The following is a 15752-nucleotide window of genomic DNA, read 5'->3' on the forward strand; positions in this document are numbered from 1 at the left end:
CCGGCGCACGTCCGACCGCGCGGCGGCCCAGGTACGCCTTTCTGTGGCCTACGTCAGCCTGCGGGCCACCGGGGACGATGGGACCCGGCGCCGCACGGTCCGCGCGCTGCCGCCCCTGAGGCCGGATCTGAGCGGCTGGGAAGAGTTCGGGGCGAGAGCTCCGGGATGCGGGTGGAGGCCGCGCTGGGGGGCGCTTCACGGGTGCTGTTGCGTGGGGAAGCGGGCTCCGGCAAGACCACCCTGCTGCGCTGGCTGGCGATCACGGCGGCCCGGGGCGCCTTCACCGCCGAACTCGCCGACTGGAACGGCCTCACGCCCGTCTTCGTCAAGCTCCGTGAGTACAGCGGCCGTTCGCTGCCGAAGAAGCCCGAGGAACTCCTCGACGGTGTCGCCGGGAACATCACCGGGATCATGCCCAAGGGCTGGGTGGAACGCCAACTACGCGACAACAAGGTGCTGTTGCTGGTGGACGGAGTAGATGAGCTCCTCGGCTCGGAGCGGCGCTCGGTACGGGACTGGCTGCGCAAGCTGCTGGGGACGTACGCCGGCATACGGGTCGTGGTGACCTCGCGTCCGACCGCCGCCGGGGCGGACTGGCTGCGCCGCGAGGACTTCACCGCGCTCCACCTGGACCGGATGACACCGCCGGACCTGGCCGCGTTCGTACGGCAGTGGCATCAGGCGGTGCGGGAACTTGGCGAGGAACTCCCGTGCGCGCTGGATGAGTTGCCGCGCTATGAGCAGTCACTGCTGAACAGCCTCAAGGACCGGGCGCATCTCCAGTCGCTGGCGGGTACGCCGTTGCTGGCAGCGATGCTGTGCACGATGCATCTGAACCGGGGCAGCCAACTCCCCCGAGACCGGATGGAGTTGTACCGCAACGCGCTCCACACGCTGGTCCACGATCGCGACGCGGATCGGAACGTGCCGAGCGCGCTGGACAGCAAGCTCAGTCTCGGTGACAAGTTGGTCGTGCTGCGGGATCTGGCGTGGCGGCTGTCGGACAACAACCGCAGTGAGATCGCTCTGGACCAGGCCTCTGTCCATGTCACAGCCAAGCTCTCGGCGATGCGACACCTTGAGGTGCAGGACGGCCACGGGGTCTTGGAGCAGCTGCGGGACCGATCTGGCATCCTCCGCTCCCCCGTGGAGGGGCGCCTCGACTTTGTCCACCGGACGTTCCAGGAGTACCTGGCCGCCGAGGAGGCGACGGAGGAGGACCGGATCGGGAACCTGGTCGGGCGGGCGCATCTGGACCTGTGGCGCGAGACGATCATCATGGCTGCGGGGCATGCCAACTCCCGTCAGCGGGAGGAGTTGTTGGACGGCATCCTGGACCGGGCGGAGGCGGAGCCCCGGTATACGCGGGTGCTGCGATTGCTTGCGGCTTCTTGTCAGGAGACGTTGCCGACGGTTCCGGAGGAACTGGCCGAGCGGCTGGACGGGGCGGTGTCGGCGCTGCTTCCGGCCCGCCGGCGCACGGATCCGCCGGCTCTGGCGGCTGTGGGGCCGAGCCTGCTGCGGCGGTTGCCCCGGTCACTGGGCGAGCTGACGGAGAAGGCCGCGGCACAGACGGTGCGGACCGTGGCGATGGTCGGCGGGGAGGAGGCGTTGGCGTTGATGGTGGGATACGCCGAGGACCGGCGCGAACGTGTCGTCGACGAAATCATCGATGCGTGGGCATACTTCGACGCGGACGCCTACAGCGAGCAGGTACTGGCCGGGCTGCCGTTGGCGGGACACCACGTGATTCTCAGGCACTCCCAGCAGTGGCACGCGGCCACTCGGTTGAGGTCCATCACGACGCTGTCGATCCATTACCCGTTCTCGGCGCTCGGCAGCCTGGATCAGCTCCCACCCTTGGAAAATCTGTCCGTCTACAACTTCCGTGGCTCCGGGGACCTTTCAGCACTGACGGCTCACCCGGACCTGGAATTGTTCACGGTCATGGGGCAGGGGAAGCTGCAGGGGCTCGAATCCGTGGAGAACCTGAGGAACCTCTTCTACCTGGGCCTCGGCTACGAGGTTGCGGCCGAGCTGGACAGCGTGCGTCTTGGGCCGGCCGTGTCCTGGCTGAATCTCCTTGGGCTTAGCGATACCAGCGAACTATCCGCTCTGGGCAGCTTCCCCCATGTCAGACACCTCCTTCTGTCGGCCTCTGGCACCTGTACGCCGGGGGGCCTGAGCAGCGTCTCCGCCATGGCCGGGCTCTACAACCTCCGCCTCAGAAACATGCACTTGCCGGAGTGGCTGACAACGCGTGAACCCCTTCCGGCCGAACTGCGGGCGCTCACGCTGCATGACTGCGTCGTGCCCGGAGACTCCCGCGCCTACCGCGAGCTCAGTTCCCTCGACTCGCTGACCATCAGTTCCTGCCAGACCCCCGACGGCGCTCCCATCACCGCCCTCGACCTCCCGGTCAAGAACCTCATCATCGAGTGACCCACGAACGCCAACGGCCCCACCCTCCCGCAGGAGAAGTGGGGCCGCCGTAAACGCGCTTGAAGCCTCAGTGCCAACTATGCGGCGCCCGGAATCCACCCTCGCGCTCCAGCCGGCGCCAGCCGGCCTTGCGAAGGGGACGGTGGGTCTCGGTGGCAGGCGCAGCCGCCGCGCGAGCCAGCAGGATCGCCGTGATCGCGGCGACCTCCTCGGGCTCGGCGTGGCCCTTCTCGACACGAATGTCAGGCGTGGTCATAGGTCTCAGTCTCCGTGAGAGAGGTTTCCGCGGGGGTAGCGCGGAGGGTCCGCTGGGTTACTGCGGGGGGTTGCCGTGCTTGCGCGAGGGCAGGTCCGCGTGCTTGGTGTGCAGCATCGCGAGCGACTGGATGAGTACCTCGCGGGTCTCGGCCGGGTCGATGACGTCGTCGACGAGTCCGCGCTCGGCCGCGTAGTACGGGTGCATCAGCTCGGACTTGTACTCCTTGACCATCCGCGTCCGCATGGCCTCGGGGTCTTCGGCGTCGGCGATCTGGCGGCGGAAGATGACGTTGGCGGCACCTTCGGCGCCCATCACGGCGATCTCGTTGGTGGGCCAGGCGTAAGTCAGGTCCGCACCGATGGACTGGCTGTCCATGACGATGTAGGCGCCTCCGTACGCCTTGCGCAGGATGAGCGAAATCCTCGGCACGGTGGCGTTGCAGTACGCGTAGAGCAGCTTCGCTCCGTGCCGGATGATTCCGCCGTGTTCCTGGTCGACGCCGGGAAGGAATCCCGGGACGTCCAGAAACGTAACGATCGGAATGTTAAAAGCGTCACACATCTGGACAAAGCGCGCAGCTTTTTCGCTCGCCTCGATGTCCAGGACGCCCGCGAGGGTCTGCGGCTGGTTGGCGACGATGCCGACGACCTGGCCGTCGAGGCGGGCCAGCGCGCAGATGATGTTGCGGGCCCAGCGCTCGTGGATCTCCAGGTAGTCGCCGTCGTCGACGATCTCCTCGATGACCTTGGCCATGTCGTACGGCCGGTTGCCGTCGGCCGGGACCAGGTCGAGCAGGATGTCGGAGCGGCGGTCGGCGGCGTCGGAGGACTCCGCGCGGGGCGGGTTCTCGCGGTTGTTCTGCGGGAGCATCGACAGGAGGTAGCGCACCTCGGCGAGGCAGGTCTCCTCGTCGTCGTAGGCGAAGTGGCAGACGCCGCTCGTCTCGGCGTGCACGTCGGCGCCGCCCAGGCCGTTCTGCGTGATCTCCTCGCCCGTCACCGCCTTCACCACATCCGGACCCGTGATGAACATCTGCGACGTCTCGCGGACCATGAACACGAAGTCCGTCAGGGCGGGCGAGTACGCCGCGCCGCCCGCGCACGGGCCGAGCATCACGCTGATCTGCGGGATGACGCCGCTCGCCCTGGTGTTGCGCTGGAAGATGCCGCCGTAGCCGGCGAGCGCGCTGACGCCCTCCTGGATACGGGCACCGGCGCCGTCGTTCAACGACACCAGCGGAGCACCCGCCGCGATGGCCATGTCCATGATCTTGTGGATCTTCGTGGCGTGGGCCTCGCCCAGTGCGCCGCCGAAGATCCGGAAGTCGTGCGCGTAGACGAAGACCGTACGGCCCTCGACCGTGCCCCAGCCGGTGATGACACCGTCGGTGTACGGCTTCTTGGCCTCCAGGCCGAAGCCGACCGCGCGGTGCCTGCGCAGCTGCTCGACCTCGCGGAAGGACCCGGGGTCGAGGAGCAGGTCGATGCGCTCCCGGCCGGTCAGCTTCCCCTTGGCGTGCTGCGCCTCGGTCGCCTTCTCGCTCGGGCCGGCCAGTGCCAGGGCACGGATCTCGTGCAGTTCGGCCACTCGCCCGCGCGCGTCCGTCGGCTCACCCGGCGCCTCATCCAAAACGGTCATGTACCGACCCTACGAAGCACACCAAGGATTGTGCGCCGTCGACTCTGCACAGTCTCCGGCCCGTTTTCCTGGTGCCACCGAACAGAACCTCACCGGCATGCAGCCGTTCCGACTGCTCAAGGGGCGTGCCCGTTGTAGGAGTCACACAAAGGCGACAGCTGAGAGCCACCTCACATTCACATGGGGAGGATGCCATCCCCGGAGTGATTCCCGCGTTGCCGACCGCACCGGAAAGGCGTACTCGTAGTAGTTGGCGCAACACCCTGCGGATGATGTTGAAAATTGAATGGAATAGGTCTACGGTCCTTCGTGTTGGCATCGTTGAACATTCAACAGGTTCGACCCCGCACCACTCCCGTCCCCCTTAGGAGCACGTCATGGGCATCTTCGGCCGCAAGAGCGACGACACCGACGCCACGTCGGCGCCCGCCGCCGTCAACCCCGACCTGGCCGCGCTGACCGGCGACTACACCATCGACCCGTCGCACACCACGCTCGGTTTCGTCGCCCGCCACGCCATGGTCACGAACGTCAAGGGCAAGTTCCTCGACTTCACCGGCACGCTGCACCTGGACGGTTCGGACCCCGCCAAGTCCACCGCCTCCCTGGACGTCAAGATGGAGAGCATCGACACGGGCTCCCCGGACCGCGACGGTCACCTCAAGAGCGCGGACTTCTTCAAGACGGAGGAGTTCCCCACGATGACCTTCCGCTCCACCTCCGCGGAGGCCCTCGGCGGCGACGACTACCGCATCACCGGTGACCTGGAGATCCTCGGCACCACCAAGCCGCTCACCATCGACCTGGAGTTCAACGGCGCCGCGAAGGACCCGTTCGGCAACGAGCGCGTGGGCTTCGAGGGCAAGGCCGAGATCCTGCGCTCCGAGTGGGGCCTCACCTGGAACGCGGCGCTGGAGACCGGTGGCGTCCTCGTCTCGGACAAGATCAAGCTGAACTTCGACATCTCGGCGATCAAGAGCGCCTGAGGTCACTCTCCCCTTCACCCCGTCGACGGTGCCCGTCGGCGGGGTTGATGTGTTCCGGGGGTGTGTCCGAAGGTGCGGCGGAAGACGTCGATGAAGGCGCTGGCCGACGACCAGCCGCACTGGTGGGCGACTGCGGTGACCGGGGTGTCCTCGGCGAGCAGCACCAGGGCGCGGTACAGCCGCAGTTGGGTGCGCCACTGCGGGAAGCTCATCCCGAGGTCGGACCTGAAGAGCCGGGAGAGCGTACGGTCACTCGCGCCGACCTCCCTGCCGAGCGCGGCCAAGGTCCGGTCGTCGGCCGGGTTTTCGCGCAGGATCCCGCAGACTGCCCGCAGGAGAGGGGCAGTTGGGGTCGGCAGATGCAGGGGCTGCTGGGGCGAGGCCTTCAACTGGTCGAGCAACACGGCCCGCAGGCGCGCCCGTTCGGGACTGCCGTCGTCCGGAGTGTGGGTGTGAGCGAGGATCAACTCCCTTAGCAGCGGCCCGACTTCGAGGACTGTCGGTCGGTCGAGCCCCAGCGGGTTGTCGCTCGCGGGCAGGCCGACCGTCCGCAGTTCGAGTTCGCCGTGGGCCTGGTGGGCGTGGACGGTACCGGCCGGTACCCAGATGGCGCGGGTGCCCGGCGCGATCCACGACCCCGAGCTGGTCGTCACGGCCAGCACACCGCGCCCCGCGTAGACGATCTGGTGGTCGTCGTGGCGGTGGGCCTCGATGGCGGCGCCGGGGGCCAGCCACTGGGTGCGGGTCGGTGCCACCGGCTGATGGCGGATTTCTGTCATTGTCTGGCAGTTTATCGGAAGCGCGACAAACGGCCCGGCGCCGACCATGGCGCCATGTCACAGAAGAAAGCCATCGCGCTGCTCGCTGTCGGCCATGCCTGTGTGGACATCTACCAGGGCGCGGTCGCCGCTCTCATCCCGTTCTTCGTCGCCGAGCGCGCCTACAGCTATGCCGCGGTCTCGGGCATCGTGCTCGCCGCGTCCCTGCTCTCCTCGGTGGCGCAGCCGGTGTTCGGCCTGTTCACCGACCGCTGGGCGATGCCGTGGATCCTGCCGCTGAGCACCGTCCTCGGCGGACTCGGCATCGCACTGAGCGGCCTGACCGGGTCCTACGCGCTCACCCTGGTGTTCGTGGCCGTGTCCGGTGTCGGGGTCGCCGCGTACCACCCCGAGTCCGCCCGGGTCGCGCGGCTCGTCAGCGGAGGCAGCCACAGTGCGATGGGCTGGTTCTCGGTCGGCGGCAACCTCGGTTTCGCCGCCGCGCCACTCATGGTCGGCGGCGTCGTCGCCACCGGCGGCCTGCGCCTGTCACCACTCCTCGTGCTCCCCGCCCTCGCAGGCAGCGCGCTGTGCCTGCCGGTGCTGCGCGCGCTGGGGAAGCGGGAGAGAGGTGCCGCCCACGGCACGGTCGCGGTAGCCTCCGACGACCGGGCGTCGTTCGTACGGCTCTCGCTCTCCGTCGTCCTCCGCTCCATAGAGTTCATCGGCCTGAGCACCTTCATCTCCCTCTACGCCCAGCAGCGCGTGGGAGGCGGTGCGGCGGCCGGGACCGTGGCGCTGTTCGTCCTCTATCTCGGGGGCGCCCTGGGTTCCGTGGTGGGCGGCAACCTCGCCAACCGCTGGGACCGGGTTACGGTCGCCCGCTGGTCGTACGTGCTGACGATCCCGGCGATCGCGGGCACGGTCTTCGTCCCCGGCCCGGCGTTCTACGTCTTCGTGGCGCTGGCGTCGCTCGCGCTCTACGTCCCCTTCTCCCTGCATGTCACCCTCGGCCAGGACTACTTGCCCACCCGCGTCGGCACGGCCAGCGGGATCACGCTCGGCCTGACCGTCGGCATCGGCGGGATGGTCACCCCGCTGATCGGCACGATCGCCGACGCGACGTCCCTGCGGACTGCGCTGACCCCGCTGATCGTGCTGCCCGCGCTGAGCTGGCTGTTGTTCCGGGGGCTGCCCGAACCGACCGCGCCGGGGCCGGTGTTGACGGCGCGTGAGACGACCAGGGCGGCTGCGTGAGCCGACCACTGCCGCGTCGGGTCAGACCCGCTCCCGCGTCCACGGCTGGCGCACCCGGCTGCCCGCGTCGGCACGGACCGTGCGCGCGTCACGGCCGACGTGCCTGTTCATCGCCGACCGCAGCCGGTGCTGGAACGTGAATCCGGGAGCGGGTCCCGACTTCGCCGGCCGCTCCCGCACATCGGCCTTCGTGCACAGCAGGTCCCACACCCGGTCCGGGCAACCCCCGTGCCGCCAGAGGAAGTCGCAGTACGGGATGTGCGCGATCTCCAGGTTCAGCCAGCCGTCCTTCTTGAGCACGCCCTCCCACTCGGACAGGCGCAGCTTCATGTAGCCGTGGCGCCGGCCGGACTTGTCGACGCTGGTGACGCCGAGCACGCGGACGAAGTCCGGGGTGTGCTCCAGCACGAGCACCGGGCGCTCCTTGAAGTTGTTGTCGTCGTGGGTGAGTTCGGCCGTCCACACATCGCCCACGGCCGGCGGCCAGGACTTCACTCCGGGAGGTGCGGGACTGGCCGGCGGCCCGGTCCGCAGCCAGGGCACCAGTCGGACGGCCGCGGCCACCGCGCACCCGGCGGACACCGCCACCGTCGACCACCACAGGACGGCGAGCAGCAGCGCCCCCGCCGTGGCATGGTCCGGGTCGGGGACGAGGGTGGAGCCGGTGTGGCCGATCCAGTACCCGGTCACGGCGGCCAGGAGCGCCTTCCGCAGCGCCGACCACAACAGGACCAGCGGGAAGTAGCCGTGGTCCACCGTGCGCAGCAGCCCCAGTACGGCGGCGGCCGTCGCGTAGACCACGGTCAGTCCGGCCATGAACTGATTGCCGATCCCCGTGGCCACGAGTGCCATGACGCCCGCCACGACACCGCAGAGGCCCACCGCGCGTGCCGCGACCAGCAGGCGGCGCCCATCGAGCCGCTCGGGCGCCACCATCCGGACCATCGGGCGGGCCACCAGCACGCACAGCGCGAGCATCCCCACGCAGATCCACGTGTTCCTGGTGCCGGTGAAGCCGACCCGGCTCACCGTGAACATCAGCACCCACATCACCCACGAGCCGAAGCCCACCGCGAACGGCGCCCACCCCAGGAACTCGGGTGTCAGCCGCTTGGACCTCAGCCGCGGCAGCTGCACCCCACCGATGAGCGACGCGCTCAGACCCACCAGAAGTACGGCCCCCGCCAGAAACTCCTGCACATTTCCTCCCCCGTTCTCGACGCTGGGAGCAGCATGGGCGGGCGACCGGCGTGCCGGGCGTCGTTTCGTTCTTCCGCGCCCGCACGCCTTCCGGTCTGGTAAAAGCACGCGTTGCGGACTCGCGGCGAGCGTCAGACCACGGCGAGCCGGTCCACCAGGAGCCGGGTCCTTCGTTCGGCGTCGGCCGGGGGCAGGCGGCCCGCTCGGGTCAGGGTGGCCAGGCCGTGCAGAGAGGCCCAGAACACCTCGGTGAACAGGCCGGGTTGGACGCCTTCCCCGGCGACCGCGTCGAGGTTCTCCAGCAGGGCGGCGAAGGCGTCCTTCATCGGCGCCGGGGTGTCCTCCTGCGCGAAGGCCAGGCCGCCGTCGAGCTGGAACATCGCGTCGTAGACCGCCGGGTTGCGTTCGGCGAAGTCGAGGTAGGCGCGGGCGAGGGCGGTGGCCCGGGCGTGCGGGCCCTTCGCGGCGGAGGCCGCGGTCCGCAGCTCTACGGCCATCTCGGCGGCGCCCTGGAGGGCTACGGCGCCGATGATCTCGCGCTTGCCGCGGAAGTGGCTGTAGAGGACGGGCTGGCTGTACTCGATGCGCTCCGCGAGCCGGCGGGTGGTGACCGCGTCCCAGCCCTGCTGTTCGGCGAGTTCGCGGGCCGTCGCCAAGATGAGGCGCTCTCGGCCCGCCCGTTCGCGCTCCTTGCGTTCCTGTACCGACATGATTCGATCCTAGCACCGCTAGACAATCGAGCGGCAGAAGGTCTAGCGTTGCCTCATCGGCTAGCAATGCTAGAAAACAGGGAGAGTCACGATGCTCACCGCACTTGAGGTCTTCACCACCGTGGTCGTCGGCGTGATGGTCGGGGTGGAGTTCTCCGTCGCCTTCGTCATGAACCGGATCTTCAACGCCCTTCCCGACGACAGCGACCAGCTCGCCCGCGCCCACGGGGGCCGGATGCTCGGCGCCGTGATGCCGTTCTGGTACATCGGCTCGCTCGTCCTCAGCGCGGTCTGGGCCGTCGCCGAACGGCACCACTCCGGCGCCGGCCTCGTCGTCACCGCCGCCGCGCTGCTGGTCGTGAGCGTGATCATGTCGATCCTGCTGCTCGTCCCGATCAACAACCGGGGCAAGACCTGGACCCCCGAGAACCGGCCCGCCGACTGGAAGGAGCAGCTGAACCGCTGGGACCGCTACCACTACGTCCGCGTCGCGATCATCATCACCGCGTTCGCCTTCCTGGCCGCGGCCCTCACCTGAGCGCGAACTCGCACCACACCACGGTGCCTCCGGGACTCCAAGGTGACCGCCGGGCCCATCCTCACCGTCACCCCCGGCACCTGGGCCACCTTCCTCGACACGGTCACGCATCCCGCAGTCTGAACCACACTCCCCCGGCCCCCAACAAGCCCACCGCGTAGGCCGCCAGAACGGCCAGGCCCGGCCACGGGGCGATCGCCAGTGCACCCAGGTTCTTCGTTGCCTGGATGGACAGGGCCGCCGGCATCGGGGCCCAGCGTTGCAGACGGTGTTGCCAGGTCGGGGAGTTGACCAGGTGGGACAGGATCGGGACGACGTAGAGGATGCCTAGTCCCAGGGTGATCGAGCCTGCCGTGTCGCGGAGCAGGGTGGCCAGGGACAGGCCCAGGAGTGTTACCAGCACCAGGATCAGGATCGAGCCCGTCGCCGGTCGGAGCAGGGCGCCGTCCGGCGGGGTCGGGAGGATCAGGCGGGCCAGGCCCAGGGAGGACAGGATCCCGACCGCTCCCGCCAGCGCCGTCAGCAGTGACAGGACCGCCGCCTTCGACGCCAGTACCCGCCATCTGCCCGGCATCGCGGTGAGCGTCGTGCGGATCGTGCCCGTGCTGTACTCCGCACCTAACGAGAGCGCGCCCAGGACCAGGCATATCGCCTGGCTCAACTGGATGCCCGAGAGGGTCAGTTTGGTCGTGTCCGCGTGACAGGGGGACGGGCAGATCCTGGGCGTGACCGAGGACGCCGCCGCCGCGCCTACCGCCGCCGTGAGGACGGCCGTTGCGGTCAGGAGCCACCAAGTGCTGGGTAGGGTGCGGAGTTTGGTCCACTCAGCGTGCAGCAGGCGCCTCACGCGTCCCGCCTCCTTACCGTCCAGGCCGCCAGCAGGAATGCCGCCAGGGTGTAGGCGACCAGGACCGCCAGGCCGTTGTACGGGGACAAGGGGTAACAGCCGCTCTCCGGGAGGCAGTTGTGCTGGACCTGGGGGTAGTACGTCTTGCCCTGCTCGATCGCGAAGGCCGCCGCCGGGGTGACTCGTAGGAGCCATTGCGCCGCTGGGAGCGGGAAGGCGAAGGAGAGGATCTGCGGGAGGACCACGAGGACGACGACCGTGGCGATCGTGCCCGCGCTGTTGCGCAGCACCACCCCTACGGACAGGGCCAGGACCGCCACCAGGGACAGGAGTGCCGCGCTGCCCACCACCGCCCGCAGGGACGGGTTCTCCAGCAGGGACAGGTTGGGGAACTCGGGGGGCTTGAAGCCGTTGGAACGCAAGCTGTGTTGGGCCCAGGTGAAGCCGACTGCCGTCGCCAGCAGGCCAGTTGTGAAGGTGATCGTCGCGATGACCGTGGCCTTCGCCGCCAGTACCTTCAGTCGGGCCGGGGTCGCCGTGAACGTCGTACGGATCAGGCCCCGTTTGTATTCGGTCGTCACGAAGAGCGTGCCCAGGGCCGTCATGAAGAGGAGGCCTACGAAGACTCCCTGGAAGCCCATCTGGACCAGGTCGGGGCTGTTCTCCTCGGGGGCGACGTCTCCCTGGCCGGTGAGGGTGTAAATGCCGGTCGAGGACACCTGGGTGGTGTTCGGCGGCACGTTCCCGGCGTTCGGGTCGCCCGGGCCGGCCGCGCCGATGTCCGTGCTGGTCCAGCCCGTGCCGGTCGAGGCGCCCCGGAGGGTGAGGTGGTCGAAGGTGCCGGTGACCGTGGTCCGGCCGGCCGTCGCGCTCGTGCCGCCGAAGGAACGCCGCACGACCTCATGATCGGGAGTCCCCAGCAGCAGCCCCACCTGAACCGTCCTCCCGAGCCCCCCAACCCCCACCTCCCCAAGCCGTGTCCATTTCTCACCGTCTACCGACGCATAGCCGGTTAGTTTTCCCCCCAGCCTTTTCAACCGGAGCCACTGCGGAGTGGTGCCCAGATCGCTGCTCGGGCCGGCCGTGTCATGCGTGAAGTTCCACTGCATACGGACGCCGTGCGCGGGCGTCGCCACCACCGCCGCGTACGCCGAGCCCTGCTTCAGGCTCGCCTTGACGATGATCCCGGCCTTCGCCCAGGGCTCCAGCTCCTCGCCGTCGTTGCTCCTCAGACCGGTGACCCGGACCGTGAGCGTGCCGTCGCCGGTCAGCGTGCGATGGGTGAAGCGGAAGGAGTCGTTGACCACCTCACCGCCCGGCCCGAGCACGACCGGGGGACCACCACCCGTGACGGACCCGCTCGCGCCCATCTGACTGATCCCGACCACGACCACGGCCGCCATCCCCAGCACCAGCAGCCAGGCCCTGACCGTCCAGAACTTCGTCCACTCCGCGCGCAGCAACCGCCCGAAGCCGGCCCGAGCCGGGTGCAGCGCCGAACGGTACGGCGCGGGCGTCGTCGTCGGCGCCGTCACCGGGTCACCTCGTCCGTCCCGGCGGGCGCCGACGTGAACTCGACCGCGTCCCGGGTGAGTTCCATGTACGCCTCCTCCAACGAGGCCCGGTGCGCGCCCACTTCGGCGAAGGGGACGCGCGACGCGGAGAGCAGTTCCACGATCCGTTCGGCGGGCAGGCCGGTGACGGTGAGGAGGTCACGGTCGACAACGGCCACCGTGCCGCCCTCCCGGGCAAGCAGTTCCATCGCTTCCGTACGACTGCTCGTGCGCAGCCGCACCCGGTCGCCGGAGGCCGCCGCGAGGAGGTCGGCGACTGCCGTGTCGGCGATCAGACGTCCCCGGCCGATGACCACCAAGTGGTCGGCGGTGTCTTCGAGTTCGCTCATCAGATGGCTGGAGACAAGGATCGCCCGGCCTTCGGTGGCAAGGTGGCGGAGCAGGGTGCGGATCCACTGGATGCCCTCGGGGTCCAGACCGTTGACGGGTTCGTCGAGAAGCAGAACCGGGGGATCACCGAGCAACGCGGCCGCTATGCCGAGCCGTTGACGCATACCGAGCGAATAGCCCCCCGCCCGCCTCCTGCCCGCCTGCTCCATACCGACCTGTTCGAGGACCTCGTCCACGCGGCGCATCGGCAGCCCGTGCGAGTTGGCCAGCCAGCGGAGGTGGTCACGGCCCCGGCGGGCGGGGTGCAGGGCGGCGGCGTCCAGCAGCGCGCCGACCTCCAACAGCGGTGTACGCAGCGCCTGATAGGGACGCCCGCCGATCAGCGCCCGCCCCTCGTCGGGTGTGTCCAGGCCCAGCAGGGAGCGCATGGTGGTGGACTTCCCCGCGCCGTTGGGACCGACGAACCCGGTCACCGTCCCGGGCTCGACCCTGAAGGAGAGGCCGTCCACCGCGAGGGTCCGGCCGAACCGCTTCCGTAAGTCGCGCACTTCGATACCTGCGTCGCTCATGCTGAGGGAGGCTAGGCGCGCACCCCACACGGTGTCGTCACGCCGGCGAGGTCCCTCACACGAGGGACGCCGGGCGGGACGAAGGTCGGCACAATGGCCGGGTGGGCGAGGAGGGGTCGTCGGGTGCGGAGAGTTCGGCACCGCCGGAGAACGCCGTCGGGGTGAGCGCCGCCGCGGCGGAGAGAAGTGAGCCGATGCCGATGGGGCCGCCGGGCCGGGAGCGGCTGGTCGCCATGGGCCGTGCGGGCCGTGCCGTCGTCTCGCGCCGCGCCGCTCTCACCGTCCCCGTCGGCCTGGCCGTGCTCGCGGTTTCCGAAGTCCTTCTGCGCAGCCGCGACTTGGCCGGAGGCTTCGCCACACTGCTGTTGCTCGCGCTCGCCACCACCCTCCCCCTCCCCTTCGTCCTCGGGACCGGGGCCGGGCGGCTCGCGCGGAGTGGTGCCGCCGTCGCGGTCAGCGCGGCCTGCGTGCTGTCCCTCGTGCCCTTCGGAATGCTCACCGTGGGCGGGGTCGTGGCCCAACTCGTGTGCGTGTACGTGCTGGGACGGGCCGGAGCCACCGCGCTCGGCGGGCTGTTCGTCCTCCCCTACGTCGTCGTCGCGCTGGCCGGCCACGAGGACCCGACCCGGATCGTCGCCGTCCTCGTGGCGACCCTCGCCTCCGCCGCCGCGGCCACCGGCGTCGCCCACCGTGTGCGCAGCACCGCACTCGCCCACAGCGTCACGGAACAGGCCTTCGCGGACACCCTCCTCGAACATGCCGCCCGAGGTGAACGGGCGCGCATCGCACGGGAGTTGCACGATGTCGTCGCCCACCACATCTCGATGATCGCCGTCCAGGCGGAGACCGCCCGCCTCACCACCCCGGGACTGCCGCCCGAGGGCGCCACCCGCCTCCTCGCCATCGGCGACACCGCGCGCACCGCGCTGACCGAGATGCGGCGGCTGCTCGGCGTCCTGCGCGAGGACGCGCACACCGGGGTCCAACGACGGCCCCAGCCCGGCCTGCGCCAACTCATGGAACTTGTCGACGAGTCACGGGACGCGGCCGGTTCCCGCACCCGCCTCATCATCAGCGGACCGGTCACGACCCTCGACCCCGGCATCGAGGTCACCGCGTACCGCATCGTGCAGGAAGCCCTCACCAACGCCCGCCGGCACGCGCCCGGCGCCGCCGTGGACGTGGAACTCCGTTACGGGGACGACGACTTGGCGGTGCGCGTCCGCGACAACGGGCCTGGACAGCCCGCCACCCACACCTCCGGCCACGGGCTCCTCGGCATGCGCGAGCGCGCCGCCACCGTGGGCGGCACCCTGCGCACCGGCCCCGCACCCGGCGGCGGATTCCTCGTGGAGGCCCGCCTGCCCGTCAACCCGGACGAGGAGGCACCGGCATGACAACGATGATCCGTATCGTCGTCGCCGACGACCACGAACTCGTCCGGGTGGGATACGCCGGACTCCTCGCCACCCAGGCGGACTTCACCGTCGTCGGCACGGCCCACGACGGCGCGGAGGCGGTACGCGTCTGCCGCGAACAGCTCCCCGACGTGGTCCTGATGGACGTACGCATGCCGGTCATGGACGGCATCGAGGCCACCGCGCGCCTCCAGGGCCCGGACGCGCCACGCGTCCTCGTACTCACGACCTTCGACCTCGACGAACACGTCTACGACGCGCTGACGGCAGGGGCGAGCGGCTTCCTGCTCAAGGACGTGACGGCGGAACGGCTCTTCGACGCGGTACGGGTCGTAGCGGCCGGCGAGGCCCTCCTCGCACCCGCGGTCACCCGACGCCTCATCTCCGAGTTCGCCCGCCAACGCCCCCGAACCGCCCCCACACGAACCGCACTTGACACCCTCACCCCACGCGAGACCGACGTCCTGCGCCTGCTCGCGGAGGGCCTCTCCAACCCCGAACTCGCCGACCGCCTGCACGTCGGCGAGGAGACCGTGAAGACCCACGTCAGCCGCATCCTGTCCAAACTGGGACTGCGGGACCGTACACAGGCGGTGGTGATGGCCTACGAGACGGGGCTGGTCGTGCCCGGGACGACGTGAGCCGGTCAGCTCGCGCAGGCGTGCCGCATGGCGCGGATGACGCACGTGAACTGGGCGTCGGTGGGTATGACTTGGGCCCGGCCGTCACCGCGGGCGTTGCGCACGATCACGAACAGCAGGGCCGTTCCGCGCCTCGGGAAGGGCGCGTGGCAGAAGACCGTGACGCGGGTGTGCAGAGTGCGTGCCCGGCCGGGCAGGAGCGCGGTGCCGGGCGCCGGGATGACGGACAGGAACAGGCTCTCGTAGCCGTCGCGCATCCCCAGGTACGTGACACGGGAGGCGGCCTCGGCGCGGAGCGTGAGGGGGAAGTCCTGCTGGAGACCGGCCGGCCGGCCCACCTCCGTGATCCGCACGGCGGTGACGGCGACCGGGTCGGGCGGCGGGGGCGGAGGGCGGTTCGTGACGACGTAGCCGAGGAGCGCGCCCAGTGCGGCCACGCAGGCCGCGCCTGCGACAGTCACCCGGGTGCGACGCGACAACGCCCGCCAGCGCTCCCGGAACAGCGCCCGGTCCGCGCCGGGAACCTCGACGACGTCCCTGTCGTCCCCGTCGGGTGGGGTCACCATGGCGAGAGCCTAGACGCGG

General features: G+C 69.9%; 15 protein-coding genes and 1 pseudogene. 7 read left to right on the forward strand and 9 right to left on the reverse strand.

Features of this window, described 5'->3' with window-relative positions; all coding sequences use genetic code 11:
- Positions 1 to 165 precede the first annotated feature (165 nt).
- Positions 166 to 2442 (forward strand): NACHT domain-containing protein, encoded by a 2277-nt coding sequence (locus tag ACFXC1_RS20760; RefSeq protein ID WP_381244624.1) that lies wholly within the window; start codon positions 166 to 168, stop codon positions 2440 to 2442.
- A gap of 67 nt (positions 2443 to 2509) precedes the next feature.
- On the opposite strand, the gene ACFXC1_RS20765 is transcribed toward ACFXC1_RS20760, so the two are convergent.
- Together ACFXC1_RS20765 and ACFXC1_RS20770 are read right to left on the reverse strand one after the other, a co-directional pair.
- Positions 2510 to 2698 (reverse strand): acyl-CoA carboxylase subunit epsilon, encoded by a 189-nt coding sequence (locus ACFXC1_RS20765; protein ID WP_381244625.1) that lies wholly within the window; start codon positions 2696 to 2698, stop codon positions 2510 to 2512.
- Between the two features lie 57 nt (positions 2699 to 2755).
- Positions 2756 to 4339, reverse strand: a complete 1584-nt coding sequence (locus tag ACFXC1_RS20770; RefSeq protein WP_093629345.1) for an acyl-CoA carboxylase subunit beta — start codon at positions 4337 to 4339, stop codon at positions 2756 to 2758.
- 377 nt (positions 4340 to 4716) lie between these two features.
- Between ACFXC1_RS20770 and ACFXC1_RS20775 the strand changes: the two genes are divergently transcribed.
- The gene (locus ACFXC1_RS20775) at positions 4717 to 5325 is read left to right on the forward strand and encodes a YceI family protein (protein WP_381244627.1); all 609 of its coding nucleotides are present in this window, start codon (positions 4717 to 4719) and stop codon (positions 5323 to 5325) included.
- Between the two features lie 14 nt (positions 5326 to 5339).
- Here ACFXC1_RS20775 and ACFXC1_RS20780 read toward each other — a convergent pair whose 3' ends face one another.
- Positions 5340 to 6104 (reverse strand): AraC family transcriptional regulator, encoded by a 765-nt coding sequence (locus ACFXC1_RS20780; protein ID WP_381244629.1) that lies wholly within the window; start codon positions 6102 to 6104, stop codon positions 5340 to 5342.
- A 54-nt stretch (positions 6105 to 6158) separates the two neighbouring features.
- Here ACFXC1_RS20780 and ACFXC1_RS20785 point away from each other — a divergent pair, with 54 nt between their 5' ends.
- A complete protein-coding gene (locus ACFXC1_RS20785; protein ID WP_381244631.1) occupies positions 6159 to 7340 on the forward strand; it encodes an MFS transporter in 1182 nt (393 codons plus the stop codon).
- 21 nt (positions 7341 to 7361) lie between these two features.
- Here the strand turns inward: ACFXC1_RS20785 and ACFXC1_RS20790 are convergent, their stop codons facing one another.
- Positions 7362 to 8540, reverse strand: a complete 1179-nt coding sequence (locus ACFXC1_RS20790) for a hypothetical protein (protein ID WP_381244633.1) — start codon at positions 8538 to 8540, stop codon at positions 7362 to 7364.
- A 131-nt stretch (positions 8541 to 8671) separates the two neighbouring features.
- Positions 8672 to 9250 carry a TetR/AcrR family transcriptional regulator gene (locus tag ACFXC1_RS20795; RefSeq protein ID WP_381244635.1) on the reverse strand — a complete coding sequence of 193 codons (579 nt, stop codon included), beginning with the start codon at positions 9248 to 9250 and terminating at the stop codon, positions 8672 to 8674.
- A gap of 91 nt (positions 9251 to 9341) precedes the next feature.
- Here ACFXC1_RS20795 and ACFXC1_RS20800 point away from each other — a divergent pair, with 91 nt between their 5' ends.
- A complete protein-coding gene (locus tag ACFXC1_RS20800) occupies positions 9342 to 9788 on the forward strand; it encodes an anthrone oxygenase family protein (protein WP_381244637.1) in 447 nt (148 codons plus the stop codon).
- A gap of 39 nt (positions 9789 to 9827) precedes the next feature.
- A pseudogene (locus ACFXC1_RS20805) lies at positions 9828 to 9911 on the forward strand (DUF397 domain-containing protein); the annotation flags it as partial.
- Here the strand turns inward: ACFXC1_RS20805 and ACFXC1_RS20810 are convergent.
- From ACFXC1_RS20810 to ACFXC1_RS20820, 3 genes are read right to left on the reverse strand one after another with little or no spacing between them, the layout of a single operon-like run.
- Positions 9892 to 10635: an ABC transporter permease subunit gene (locus ACFXC1_RS20810; protein ID WP_381244639.1), complete on the reverse strand. Its 744-nt coding sequence runs from the start codon at positions 10633 to 10635 to the stop codon at positions 9892 to 9894. The pseudogene ACFXC1_RS20805 and the gene ACFXC1_RS20810 overlap by 20 nt on opposite strands.
- Complete coding sequence (locus tag ACFXC1_RS20815) at positions 10632 to 12170, reverse strand: DUF1349 domain-containing protein (protein WP_381244641.1); 1539 nt, start codon at positions 12168 to 12170, stop codon at positions 10632 to 10634. The genes ACFXC1_RS20810 and ACFXC1_RS20815 overlap by 4 nt, the downstream gene beginning before the upstream one ends.
- Positions 12167 to 13108, reverse strand: a complete 942-nt coding sequence (locus ACFXC1_RS20820) for an ABC transporter ATP-binding protein (RefSeq protein WP_381244642.1) — start codon at positions 13106 to 13108, stop codon at positions 12167 to 12169. Before ACFXC1_RS20820 ends, ACFXC1_RS20815 begins: the two co-directional genes overlap by 4 nt.
- A 233-nt stretch (positions 13109 to 13341) precedes the next feature.
- On the opposite strand from ACFXC1_RS20820, the gene ACFXC1_RS20825 reads away from it, so the two are divergent.
- Complete coding sequence (locus tag ACFXC1_RS20825) at positions 13342 to 14505, forward strand: sensor histidine kinase (RefSeq protein WP_381244954.1); 1164 nt, start codon at positions 13342 to 13344, stop codon at positions 14503 to 14505.
- Positions 14502 to 15167 (forward strand): response regulator, encoded by a 666-nt coding sequence (locus tag ACFXC1_RS20830; RefSeq protein WP_381244644.1) that lies wholly within the window; start codon positions 14502 to 14504, stop codon positions 15165 to 15167. The genes ACFXC1_RS20825 and ACFXC1_RS20830 overlap by 4 nt, the downstream gene beginning before the upstream one ends.
- A gap of 5 nt (positions 15168 to 15172) precedes the next feature.
- Here the strand turns inward: ACFXC1_RS20830 and ACFXC1_RS20835 are convergent, their stop codons facing one another.
- Positions 15173 to 15733 (reverse strand): hypothetical protein, encoded by a 561-nt coding sequence (locus ACFXC1_RS20835; RefSeq protein WP_381244646.1) that lies wholly within the window; start codon positions 15731 to 15733, stop codon positions 15173 to 15175.
- Between the last annotated feature and the right edge of the window lie 19 nt (positions 15734 to 15752).

The organism is Streptomyces hokutonensis, assembly GCF_042751305.1.
Taxonomy (GTDB): domain Bacteria; phylum Actinomycetota; class Actinomycetes; order Streptomycetales; family Streptomycetaceae; genus Streptomyces; species Streptomyces hokutonensis_A.